This is a genomic window from Microcoleus sp. CAWBG27 (assembly GCF_020883145.1).
Taxonomy (GTDB): domain Bacteria; phylum Cyanobacteriota; class Cyanobacteriia; order Cyanobacteriales; family Microcoleaceae; genus Microcoleus.
In genome coordinates this window covers 239,909-251,415 of record NZ_JAHREU010000004.1, presented here as the reverse complement: position 1 = coordinate 251,415, position 11,507 = coordinate 239,909, and the positions used below count along the sequence as shown (strand labels likewise).

General features: G+C 45.1%; 9 protein-coding genes and 1 pseudogene. 3 read left to right on the top strand and 7 right to left on the bottom strand.

Annotated elements, in window-relative coordinates; all coding sequences use genetic code 11:
• Both QZ938_RS04460 and QZ938_RS04455 read right to left on the bottom strand, forming a co-directional pair.
• Nucleotides 1-87 (bottom strand): annotated as a pseudogene (locus tag QZ938_RS04460) (IS1 family transposase); the annotation flags it as partial.
• 46 nt (nucleotides 88-133) lie between these two features.
• Complete coding sequence (locus QZ938_RS04455; protein WP_293349652.1) at nucleotides 134-562, bottom strand: hypothetical protein; 429 nt, start codon at nucleotides 560-562, stop codon at nucleotides 134-136.
• Between the two features lie 109 nt (nucleotides 563-671).
• Here QZ938_RS04455 and QZ938_RS04450 point away from each other — a divergent pair, with 109 nt between their 5' ends.
• Complete coding sequence (locus QZ938_RS04450; RefSeq protein ID WP_293142538.1) at nucleotides 672-1,595, top strand: hypothetical protein; 924 nt, start codon at nucleotides 672-674, stop codon at nucleotides 1,593-1,595.
• 131 nt (nucleotides 1,596-1,726) lie between these two features.
• Here QZ938_RS04450 and QZ938_RS04445 read toward each other — a convergent pair whose 3' ends face one another.
• On the bottom strand, nucleotides 1,727-2,065 hold the full coding sequence (locus QZ938_RS04445) for a XisI protein (RefSeq protein ID WP_293349649.1): 339 nt from the start codon (nucleotides 2,063-2,065) through the stop codon (nucleotides 1,727-1,729).
• 88 nt (nucleotides 2,066-2,153) lie between these two features.
• Nucleotides 2,154-2,630 (bottom strand): hypothetical protein, encoded by a 477-nt coding sequence (locus QZ938_RS04440; protein ID WP_293349646.1) that lies wholly within the window; start codon nucleotides 2,628-2,630, stop codon nucleotides 2,154-2,156.
• Between the two features lie 194 nt (nucleotides 2,631-2,824).
• Here QZ938_RS04440 and QZ938_RS04435 point away from each other — a divergent pair, with 194 nt between their 5' ends.
• Nucleotides 2,825-3,010 carry a hypothetical protein gene (locus QZ938_RS04435; RefSeq protein ID WP_293339088.1) on the top strand — a complete coding sequence of 62 codons (186 nt, stop codon included), beginning with the start codon at nucleotides 2,825-2,827 and terminating at the stop codon, nucleotides 3,008-3,010.
• A gap of 76 nt (nucleotides 3,011-3,086) precedes the next feature.
• Here QZ938_RS04435 and QZ938_RS04430 read toward each other — a convergent pair whose 3' ends face one another.
• On the bottom strand, nucleotides 3,087-3,674 hold the full coding sequence (locus tag QZ938_RS04430; RefSeq protein ID WP_293142523.1) for a Uma2 family endonuclease: 588 nt from the start codon (nucleotides 3,672-3,674) through the stop codon (nucleotides 3,087-3,089).
• 262 nt (nucleotides 3,675-3,936) lie between these two features.
• Here QZ938_RS04430 and QZ938_RS04425 point away from each other — a divergent pair, with 262 nt between their 5' ends.
• Nucleotides 3,937-4,689: a DUF429 domain-containing protein gene (locus QZ938_RS04425; RefSeq protein WP_293142520.1), complete on the top strand. Its 753-nt coding sequence runs from the start codon at nucleotides 3,937-3,939 to the stop codon at nucleotides 4,687-4,689.
• 391 nt (nucleotides 4,690-5,080) lie between these two features.
• Here the strand turns inward: QZ938_RS04425 and glgP are convergent, their stop codons facing one another.
• Both glgP and QZ938_RS04415 read right to left on the bottom strand, forming a co-directional pair.
• On the bottom strand, nucleotides 5,081-7,639 hold the full coding sequence (gene glgP, locus QZ938_RS04420; protein ID WP_293349664.1) for an alpha-glucan family phosphorylase: 2,559 nt from the start codon (nucleotides 7,637-7,639) through the stop codon (nucleotides 5,081-5,083).
• Between the two features lie 385 nt (nucleotides 7,640-8,024).
• Nucleotides 8,025-11,366: an EAL domain-containing protein gene (locus tag QZ938_RS04415; protein ID WP_293349643.1), complete on the bottom strand. Its 3,342-nt coding sequence runs from the start codon at nucleotides 11,364-11,366 to the stop codon at nucleotides 8,025-8,027.
• Between the last annotated feature and the right edge of the window lie 141 nt (nucleotides 11,367-11,507).

Genomic DNA, 11,507 nt, shown 5'->3' with positions numbered 1-11,507 from the left:
ACTGCATTGGACACAAATGTGATTTTGTTTTCCTTTCTTCTTGCCGTTTTTACGGATATGGGTTGATTTACATTCAGGGCATTGCATAAATTATTCCTCCTATTCATACTCTAACTCAGCAACGCCCCGATATTTACATAACCGGGATGCTCCCCCCTAAGTTTACCTCTGCTTGACCATTATTCGGATTTACCAAGCGAAAAGCGTTCATGGGAATATCGGGCCAAGTCTCTGGACGACCTTTCATTGAAGTAACGTCGCCCTTCAGAGGCATATTTTGACTACTTTTACGATCTTTGGGATCGTCAGAAAACACCACTTTATTAATTTGACTGAAGGGACGCGATATCTTTTCCTTTCCTCGCTGGATGGATAATTCCTGGGACTTATCATCAATCTTCACAACTTGACCGCTTAGTTCTTCTTTGCTCTTATTCATTAAAATTTTTGCATCTGTCGGCAACTCTATGGATATGGGCTTGCTAGTATTAGCCTGTGCTTGTACCAATTGCAAATTGTGTTTCTGGATACCTTGACTAGCCGCATTAACTTGTGCTGCCATACCCGCCGTTACTATAATAAGTGCTACAACTAGAAATGAAAGTATTTTCCGCTTCATATTTCCTCTAAACCCCTTGAAGGATAAACCCCAAACCCGTTAGTATTATATAATGGTAGTTCACATTTTTCAAGGTGATTCCGTGGCTAATTCTCCTCAACCTACTCCCGAATCCAACATTTTAAGCAAATTTGCTAGTGTTGTTGGGTTATTTAGTATCGCTTTGTTTTTTACGGGCTGGATTTATCGCTGGTCTTATTTTTCCTACTTCCAGATCAATCTAATGACCCTCGATTTACCAGTACAATCATTTTTTATCGTGCCACTTCAGGTATTTTTTGCTGATGGATCGACCATTGTTAAAAGTGCGATCGCTCTTCTGTTAACAATCCTAGCAATTTATATGATTTTGTGGCTAGTTAACAGTATCCAGAAGACAGTTGCCACTAAAATTAATCGAACAATTACATGGTGGCTGTCCTATCTTTACGGCAGAAGATTCAAGTCGATTTACCGGATTTTAAAGTCTTGGGAACAATTTAATCTGAATCGATTAAACTCAATAAAATTATTGCGATCGCTCGTTGACGAAATTATTATTGTCAGTTTGGTATTGGTGGTTTTGTTTGGGTTTGCTCGCGACAAAGGTATTGCCGATGCCGGACGCGATGCGGGCGAAGCTTCGACTTTACCTGTAGTTACTTTAGTCGCCAAGCAAGAGAATATTGCTTTAGGCAGGAAACTCAATAATATCTTTGATGACAAACTCACTCTAGAAAAGTATAGATTTATTGGCGATAAAAGTTCATTTGATGATTTGTTAAGGAAGGAAGATACTGATAGAAATAATCCCGAAAAACCTAGAGTTTGGCGGTTGCTTTTGGAGAGAGGAAACTGGATTTATCTGTTTCCTGCTTTAACAACAGCAAAGCAAAAAGACCCTCAAGTTCGTCCGCTAGTGATGGCGATTCAACAAAGTCAATCCGGCGATCAATTGTTAATTTTAAGTCCTGGATATTCTAAACCTTCTAAATAAAGTCGGGGGGGTGATGGGATGCCAAAATTGTCTCGATGCTAATCGTTAGACAGTTAAATCAACTTTTAGGTTGCGTCACACATTGATTGTTTCGATTTCAACAGGTTTTTCTGGGGAACCTTACACATTTACTAAGCAACTCCATAGCCAGTATATGGACGCTTGTAAGGTGGATGCAACCCTAAAATAATATCCTCTTTGGGTACTCCCATCTCAACTAATTCTTGTCCTAAATCAGCTTCTGTCATATTGCGTTGAATCCAGATTTTACCATCCTTGATATCTAAGTGAATGAAACAGTTATAAATCCGCTTGTATCCCTCCCAGCCAACGTCTAAAATTTGGTAATGATCTTGTTCTGTGTCGAACACCAACTGACATTCAACATTCAAATCTGAATTTGGATCGACTGTGGCATGAGTGGTTAGCAACTGGCGGATAAATTGGCGGTACTGCTCTATTCTTTCCATTCAATGATTACCTCCTGCACTGGTTCGTAGACGATTAACTTCACTCCTCCCCATGAATCAGGGGAGGGAGAAAGAAATTTACAATTGATTAAGCCCGATCGCACTCCCACACAACCTCAAACACACCCCCCGGAATAAACCGACACAACGCCCGCCGCCGATCGTCCGCATCTTGGCGGTTCACAAAACGGGCGATCGTATAATGCTCAGCATTCGGTAAAATTCGGACGATCGCCCAAGAAATGCGATCTGACTCTTCCGATGTTTTCGATCGCGCATTTGAGTTGAGTTGGTAGGCGCGATCGGCAATTGTCGGAGAATTGGCTTTTCTGAGAGTGTTGAGATAACGGGCGATGGCACTTCCGTTCAGATTCGCCCCGACACGCAGAATCAGAAACACCGCAAAGCTTTCGAGCTCTGGCTGAGTCATGCGCGCGCGATTGGCATCAAAATCGTCATCCGAGTAGCAGCGGATGCGTGACAGCAGTTGCGTCACGCCAAAATCATTCAAAGCTTGTTGATAGCCGCGACTATATTCGCTCTCGTCGCTTCCAGGTCTTACCATAGAGATTGTCTCCTTGCTTATTTGGGAGCCATAAGCCAGCGCGGGCCGTAGGAAGTTCAGCGCTGGCTTTTGACTCTCTAAGAGTATACCACTTAAACACCGTATATATGTGTAGTAAATGACGCAGACTCGACAAAAGAGCACAGATACAGCACAATGACGATCGCCCTAGACATGAAAATACTGAGCCTCTGATGACCAAACGCTTAACCACTTATTTGGCTGATGGAATCCATGACATCCTTGAAGAGTGGGCAGATCGAGAACGCCGTTCAGTCAGCAGCTTGTCAGCATTCATTTTGGAACAAGCAGCCAGAGAATATCAAAAGGAAATGAAACAACAGCCCGCGCCATCCGATGAGAAGCAGGAGAAGAGTTGAGTGCGGTTCGTGCGATCGCCCGAATTCAGCAGACTGATGGCTGAAATCCTTGCTGCCAAACGATTGTGCAACAAGTCTATTCTGCTGCGACTTCAAAATTTATGCGATCGTAAATATCCGTCAAGCTAATTTGGAACTCAACCGAGTCCATTGCTAATACAGAATCTTCTGACTCATACTCAGTAAAGAGCCATTTATCATTAGCCGTCTTAGTCAATTGTTCGACATGATATTTGTATTGGTCAATTAAAATATATTCCCGAAGTTCAGGAATCGATCGATAATAAAGAAACTTCTCCCCTCTGTCATAATCTTTAGTAGATTTCGACAAAACCTCAACAATTAGCAACGGATTTGTCACAGTCGTGGTGTTGTTTCCATGGTAAACCGGTTCACCCTGAATCACCATCACATCTGGATAAGTGTACAGACGATAACGCGGTATCCACAACCGCATATCATTGATAAAAATCTCGTAATTTTGCCCGCTTACAGTCAAGGGAAATCTTTTGTATAAATTCCCAGCAATTTTATTGTGATTAGCTGTTCCACCAGTCATCGGTAATATCTCTCCATCTAGATATTCGCTTTTGTATTCCGCAGCTTCGTCTAAAGCTAAATATTCTTCGGGAGTATAGTAGCGTTTTTCTGTTTCTGCCAACATACTATATTTCTCCTATCCAATTTTATATCTATCATTGTATCATATTTTTGATAGTGCAATTATCTCTCGCACACAAGCATCTGTAGGGAAACGGCACCGCTGTATCCTAATCCGCAGCTAGATTTTTATGTATAATTATCACGGCTGACAGATGGGGGTCAGAAACCCGGTTTCTATGAGATTTTGCGGACAGGAACGAAAAATATACGAGGAAACCGGGTTTCTAATCTCAGCGCGCGTCCAGGACTAATTTAAAAATATTATGAAATTTATCGGCATCGATTTAGGTTGGAGTTCAGGCGCCAGCGGTTTGTGCTGCTTAAATTGGGAAAATAACCAATTACAATTCATCGAGTGCGATCGCCAACAATCCCTCAACGACATCCTCACCTGGATCGATCGGCAAATCGGGTCAACCGAACCAGCCATCATCGCCGTAGACGCCCCCACAATCATCACCAATCCAACGGGAATGCGCGAGGCTGACAAACTCACCCACAAACATTTCGGGCGCTACCACGCAGGCTGCTATCCCGCCAACCTTTCGAGGCCCTTCGCCCAAAAAACCGTCGAATTCGGCCTTTGTTTGGAAGCCCGAGGATTTGTCCACTCACCAACTATTGAAGCTAAGAAATTAGGAAGATATCAAATAGAAGTCTTTCCCCATCCAGCCACAATCAACTTATTTAAATTAGATAGAATCATCAAATACAAAAAAGGAAAACTGGCAGAGCGTCAATTAGAATTGATGAAACTCTGCCAGTATATTATCGATATTTTACCCAGCCTCGAACCTTCTCTAAATCTGTCTTGTAGCACAGGAATCTTGCCTGTGAGCGGTGGTTCCAAGCTCCCCGAAATCCCCACCAGTGTTGCAACTCTCAAAGCCTTAGAAGACCAGCTAGATGCCTTGCTGTGCGCTTATATCGGCGCTCACTGGTGGTACTGGGGAATCGATCGCAATTTGGTTTTGGGCGATCGCACCACAGGCTACATAGTCATTCCGCAACTTTGATAAAAATGGAGAAAGGGAGAGGGGGAGAGGGAGCATCTGTGTTTTGCATTTACAGTGCTGTCCCCGCTCGCGTGATTTACACACACGCGAGCGGGGACGCTCGCACTACAATAGACCTCTTGCAAAAATCGGAAGACACCCTAAAATCATCTGCGTTTATCTGTGTTTATCTGTCTGACATCTGCGGTTTATGTATCAATCGAAGACTTATGCAAGAGGTCTAATAAAAAATGATTTTTGCAAAACACAGATGCTCCCGGGGGAGAGGGGAAGAATTAGAAAAATCTTCCTTTATTCTCCTGCCAACAGTCAACAGTCAACACTCAACTAAGAGGGCGGGCACGGGGGCGCCGCCCGAACTGTCAACTGTCAACTGTCAACTGTCAACTGTTTAATGTGCCCAGAGAATCACACCAACTTCATAGGGACTGCTGAGATTGTCGTGCTTCGGCAAAACCCGCAGCGACAAACCTTGCAAACCGCTAGAAGTATAAGTAATGTCAGCCGTATAAAGACTGGCATTATTAGGATCTTCACCCAAATACTCCATTACCATCGGCACGCCGCCGACAATATCTCCGTTAGCATCAACCGAACCTTGATACAGTTCAACTTGCACATCCGCAGGTGTCAATCCCATCAGATTGATGCGAGATTTAACAGCGATCGACTGATTGACCTTAACTTCCTTATCCTGGGAAATATCAACAGCCTCAATCTTAATGTTCTGCCACTTCCCGAGGACGTGTTTCTTCCATTGAGACAACTCCTTCGCCGGAGCGCATCCGTCGGAAGTCATGGTGTGATAGCGATCGCTCACGGGGAAATAAGCCCGCCGCGCGTAATCCTTCACCATCCGAGCAGTATTGAAGAAAGGACAGTTCAAAGCAATAGAATCCTTCATTTTCGCCGTCCAACCGCGGGGAATACCATCAGAATCCCGGTTGTAAAACAGCGGTACAACTTCCTTTTCCATCAAGTCGTACAAAGCATTCGCCTCGACTTCATCCTGATACTTAGTATCTTCGTAAAACTCGCCATGTCCGATCGGCCAACCAGTGCGAACATAATCCGCCTCATCCCACCAACCGTCAAGAATGCTGAGGTTTGGCAAACCATTCATCGAAGCTTTCATCCCGGAAGTACCAGAAGCCTCACGGGGACGGCGCGGCGTATTCAGCCACACATCGCAACCGGACACCATCATCCGAGCGACGTTAATGTCGTAATTCGGCAGAAACACCATCGAATTGATGGTTTCGTGCTCGCGGATAAAGTGAACGATATCCCGAATCAATTCCTTACCCGGAATATCCATCGGGTGAGCTTTCCCAGCAATCACAAACTGCACGGGGCGGTTTTTGTCCCGCATGATCCGCATAATTCGATCGACATCGCGCAAAAACAGCGTCGCCCGCTTGTAAGTAGCAAAACGGCGTGCAAACCCGATCGTCAGCACCTTCGGATCGAGAGCCTCGCGCGCGTGCTCAATTTCCGTTTGAGCCGCCCCGCGCTCGCGCAGAGTCTTTTGCAACCATTCCCGTGCAAATACTACCAACTCCGATCGACAGCGTTCGTGATTCCGCCACAATTCCTCATCAGGAATCGATGACATCCGATCCCACAGTCGATCGTCCTTGCGAGTCATTTCCCAATCCGGGCCAAGATAGCGATCGTACAACTCCTGAGTAGACTTCGCCACACAACTGCGAGCGTGAACCCCGTTCGTAATCGAAGTAATCGGCACCTCTTCCTCAGGCAAACCCGGCCATAACCCTTGGAACATCGGGCGCGACACGACACCGTGCAAAGCCGCCACCCCGTTGACAAAACTCGACATTTTAATTGCCAAAATTGCCATATTCAGAGGCCCAGACAAATCTTTAGTATCCTCCCGGCCCAACCCCAGGAACTCATCTTGCGACAAGCCAAACATCTTGGGATACTGACCCAGATAGTGCATCACCATATCCGGCTCGAACAAGTCAAACCCAGCAGGCACAGGCGTGTGAGTCGTAAACATACTGCTGGAAATCACCACCTGTTCCGCTTCTATGAAACTCAGGTGATGTTCCTCCATCAGCATCCGTATGCGTTCCAAAGCCATGAAAGCCGCGTGGCCTTCATTCATGTGATAAGCCGTAACTGTCAAGCCCAAAGCCTTGAGCATTTTCACCCCGCCGATGCCCAACATGATTTCTTGGTGCATCCGCAGAGTTTTGTCACCGCCGTACAGTTGGTCGGTAATATCTTGGTCGTAGCGGCTGTTAGGTTCAATATTTGTATCCATTAGGTACAGGGGCACCGTGCCCACCTGTACCCGCCAAATCCGGGCGTATACCTTGCGCCCCGGATAGTCCACCTCAATCCGCAATTCCGAACCGTCGGGATTGCGTTCTAGGTGCAGCGGCATATTGTAGAAATCGTTCAGCGGATAGCGTTCTTGCTGCCAGCCGTCGGCGTTGAGATACTGCGAGAAATAGCCTTCTTGGTAGAGGAGTCCGACACCAGCTAAGGGCAAGCCCAAGTCGCTAGCAGATTTGAGGTGGTCGCCCGCGAGCACGCCCAAACCGCCGGAATAGATGGGTAGGGCTTTAACTAAGCCGAATTCCATCGAAAAGTAAGCGTAGCATTCCTGGCGATCGGTGCCGCGCTGTTTGCGGTACCAGGCCCGATTTTTGAGATAATCGTCTAGCTGCTGGGCTGCTCGGTTCATTTGAGCAATGAAGCCTTCATCTTCTGCCATTTCTTGCAGTCGCTCTTGAGAAATGGTTCCGAGCATCAGCACCGGGTTTTGATTGCTGGAATCCCAGAGATCTCGATCGAGCCGGCGGAAAAGGTCTTTGGTATCAACGTTCCAGTCCCAGTGCAAGTTGTAGGCAAGTTTGCGTAGGGGTTCGAGAATTGCCGGCAGAGACGGGGAAACGTTAAATGTGCGAATTGGCTGCATAGACAAAGCATTTATGTTGGGGTAGCGATATTTTCGTCTGTCTTTTGGCACAAATCCGTTATTCTGCACACTATTTTAAGTTTTAAGTCGATCGGGCGATCGATCGCCCACCTCCAACGACACAGCAGTAGGGTTTCCCTACAAGTGGTGAGAGCAAATCCCGATCGCCCTTTACTCTCAATTCAAGGTATGTAGTTGCGCTTGGGCGCTATTATTTATATTTACGTAAAGAGCGCTGAAGCGCAACTACGTACCTAAACCAGCGCCAGCACCTGATAACCAGTTAATTTTATGTGGCGCGGGCGATCGAATTCCCAACTTCCCAACTGTCAACTAGGAGGGCGAGCACGGGGGCATCGCCCCTACAACTGTCAACTGACAAATGTCATGCAATTCTCACTTTCCTCAACAGACAATTTACCAACAGTTTGCTCGCATCCCCAGCCGAGAGCGCCTTGCTAAAATAGTGACCCTGAATTTCGTGACAGTGGAGCGATCGCAAACAATCCAACTGTTCTTTAGTTTCTACTCCCTCAGCTACCACGCTCAAATTCAAATCTCGCCCCAGAGTTGCTACAGCATTTGCGATCGCCCGTTCGCACGGATCAGTCGTCAGTTCGCTGACAAAAGATTTGTCTATTTTCAAGATATTCAACGGAAACTTTTTGAGATAATTTAGAGAACAATAACCAGTACCGAAATCGTCCAGCGCAATCTGCACTCCCATAGCCTGCAACTCCCTCAGAACTTTTGTGGTATAATCCACATCTTGCATAGCTGTAGTCTCCGTGATTTCTAACTCTAAATACTTCGGTGCTAAACCAGTTCTTTCCAAACAATTCGCCACCATTTGCACTAAATTAAATTGCTGAAACTGCCGCGCCGAAAAGTTGACCGCTACCCGCAAATCTGGTTGCAAAGCATCCTGCCAAGCTTTATTTTGAGTGCAGGCAGTTTGCAGCACCCATTCGCCAATAGGGACAATTAATCCGTTCTCTTCGGCTATCGGAATAAATGTTGCCGGAGAAACTAAACCTAATTCTGGATGTTTCCAGCGCAGCAGGGCCTCCATCCCCTGGATTTTCCAAGTAGTGATGTTGACTTTTGGCTGGTAAAAAACCTCAAATTCTCCCTGTTCTAAAGCCTCGTGCAACCTGTTTTCTATATTTAGCAACTGGCTGCCTTCGGGATTAAGTGTTGCAGTGTATAATTGATAATTATTTCTTCCCCTTTCCTTAGCGCGGTACAAAGCAGCATCGGCATTTTTGACTAAAGTTTCGGCATCTTCGCCGTCGTTGGGATAAAGGGCAATGCCGATGCTGCTACTGATGTGAAACGCCTGTTGTTCTAGTTTAAATGCTGGTTTTAAATTGTCGAGTATTCTTTGAGCTGTTTTAATCGCATCTTCTAAGCAATTGATTTCGGGAAGCAGTACAGTAAATTCATCGCCTCCCCAGCGGGCTACCGTATCCGTCGATCGCAAAGTGTCGCTGATGCGTCCGGCAAAACCTTCTAACAGGCGATCGCCCGCAGCGTGACCTAGTGTATCATTAATCTTTTTGAACCTGTCCAAGTCTAAAAACATCACAGCGAGCATTTTTTCATTTTTTTTAGCTTGTTTTAATGAAGCCAACAGGCGATCGTTAAACAGTATCCGGTTCGGTAAACCTGTGAGTTGGTCATAAACAGCTTGATAGCGAATAATTTCTTCAGCTTGCCTGCGCTGAGTGATATCCATCATAGTGCCAATCGCCCGCACTGCTTGGCCGCTAGCATTGCGGATAATGTAACCGCGATCGAGCACAAAAACATATCCCCCATCTGCGCGGCGAAAGCTGTATTCCTCCGACCAACATTGAGCGTCTGAGTTCATTGTTTCGTTGAAGCTAGACTTCACTCTTTCCCGTTCTTCGGGATGAACATTCAGCCACCACAATTCTAATTCTATCGTCTGAGTTTCGTTGAGTTTGTATCCAAAAACTTTTTCAAACTCTTCGCTCAACCAATACTCATTTCTTGACACATTAAAATCCCAAACCGCATCATTTGTTGCCCGTGTCAGCAGGTGAAAGCGTTCTTCACTTTTGCGGAGTTTTTCTTCAGATTGCCAGCGTTCCGTTACATCCCGAAAGCTGAACACTCGACCAGTAATTTTGCCTCCAGTATGCTGCGGTAGCGAGTAGCGTTCGACAATTCTGCCATCTTGAAACTCGATGACATCGAAACTTTCTGCTGCGGGGATATCAGACAATTCTTTAGCACGGCTGAGAAAGATTTCCGGGTATTTTAACTGGTTAATTCCATACCCCAAAATTTGGTTGCTATCTCTCGAATCTAGCAGAAAATCTGGCAACTGCCACATTTGAGCAAACTTGCGGTTAAAGCTGACAACTTTTCCGCTACCGTCCACCGCCAGAATTCCGTCAGCAGTAGATTCAATGGTTGCTTGAAGCAAAGAAAGAGATGTTTCTAGTTCTAACTCTGCTAATTTGCGATCGCTAATGTCAAAAGCTGTGACTAATATTGACGCTTTTCTCTCATATTTGATAATATCAACAGTGGCTTCTATCCAGCGAGTTTCTCCAGTTTTCGTGATAATTCTCACTTCATATTTTGAGCCTGCACTGTCTCGCGGATGGCGGGATTTACCCCATTGTTTAACTGTCGATCGAAAATCTGGATGAATAAAATCGTATAAATCCAATCCTAGCAATTCTTCGCGAGTATATCCAGTTAAAGCTTCTGTCTGAGAATTGACATAGCGCAACTGTCGGCGCTGATAGATAAATGCAGCAGCATTAACAGTTTCTACCAGTTGCCGAAACTTTTTTTCACTGCGCCGCAAATCTCTTTCAGCCCGCTTGCTATCGGTAATATCTTGTGCTACATACAACTTGCCGCTCACTTCACCTTTGCCGTCGCGAATAGTTGAAATTGAAAGCAGTACAATTATTTTTTTACCCTGTTTGGAAAGGTAGACTTTTTCGACGTTGCGGACAGAACCTTGGGCTGTTAATGTTGCTGATTCTAATCCGGCTGCCGGTGATTCAGTTTGTTTGAAAAGTCCAGCTATTTGTTTGCCTAACAACTCTTTTTTAGAGTATCCTAAAAGTTGACAGGTAGCTTGGTTAGACGACAGGATATGACCGCCGGGAGTTGTAGCAACGATCGAGACGCTCATTTCCTCGCAAATATCCAGGGCGTATTCCGCAGTTTGCTGCAAATCTTGGGTCATTTTGGCAATAGTATCCCCGATATCTTGTTCTTTTTTTTGACGCAACACTTTTTTTGCTTCTGGTAGCTTTTCTTTCTCTGTTTCAGAGTGAGATTTCCCGCTCGCCTTAGATAAGATAGTTGCTGTGTTCGTCCTGATTAATAACGAGATTACTATAGAAATAAAAGCCAAAAAAGAACAGATTGTTTCCCGACCAAAACTACGTTTATTTTCGGAATTTTGCGGAGAATGTATAAAGTTGTCGCTTGGTAAATGTACAGCTTCTCTTTGGGATAAATTATCTACAAATAAGTCGGCTGTTGCCGAAGTAGTGGGGCGATATGACGCTCCCAAAGAGCTAAGTCTCTCAGGCTCCACCAAAATTGCTTCCACACCGCGATTGTCGGTTATATCCCCTATACTTGCCGACAATTTTATTGAATTAATGCTACATTCAACACCAAAAGTAGCAGCAGTCAAAGATGCCAAAATGAATTGATACGTAATTTTCATTTGCTCCAGTTCCTGATTTTAAAAAGATGTCTTCCTGTCTCAAGAAATCTAAATACTTTGAGCATATGTTGAGGAATTACAGAAAGAATAGCACCTGAATTTATGTTGCTTTAGTAAATTGAAGAGCTCAAAAATAAGAAT

What these genes read in the sequence shown, in the direction of transcription:
- QZ938_RS04455 (WP_293349652.1), bottom strand. Translation starts at nt 562, where the DNA reads ATGGCAGCACAAGTTAATGCGGCTAGTCAAGGTATCCAGAAACACAAT.
- QZ938_RS04450 (WP_293142538.1), top strand. Translation starts at nt 672, where the DNA reads ATGGTAGTTCACATTTTTCAAGGTGATTCCGTGGCTAATTCTCCTCAA.
- QZ938_RS04445 (WP_293349649.1), bottom strand. Translation starts at nt 2,065, where the DNA reads ATGGAAAGAATAGAGCAGTACCGCCAATTTATCCGCCAGTTGCTAACC.
- QZ938_RS04440 (WP_293349646.1), bottom strand. Translation starts at nt 2,630, where the DNA reads ATGGTAAGACCTGGAAGCGACGAGAGCGAATATAGTCGCGGCTATCAA.
- QZ938_RS04435 (WP_293339088.1), top strand. Translation starts at nt 2,825, where the DNA reads ATGACCAAACGCTTAACCACTTATTTGGCTGATGGAATCCATGACATC.
- QZ938_RS04430 (WP_293142523.1), bottom strand. Translation starts at nt 3,674, where the DNA reads ATGTTGGCAGAAACAGAAAAACGCTACTATACTCCCGAAGAATATTTA.
- QZ938_RS04425 (WP_293142520.1), top strand. Translation starts at nt 3,937, where the DNA reads ATGAAATTTATCGGCATCGATTTAGGTTGGAGTTCAGGCGCCAGCGGT.
- glgP (WP_293349664.1), bottom strand. Translation starts at nt 7,639, where the DNA reads ATGCAGCCAATTCGCACATTTAACGTTTCCCCGTCTCTGCCGGCAATT.
- QZ938_RS04415 (WP_293349643.1), bottom strand. Translation starts at nt 11,366, where the DNA reads ATGAAAATTACGTATCAATTCATTTTGGCATCTTTGACTGCTGCTACT.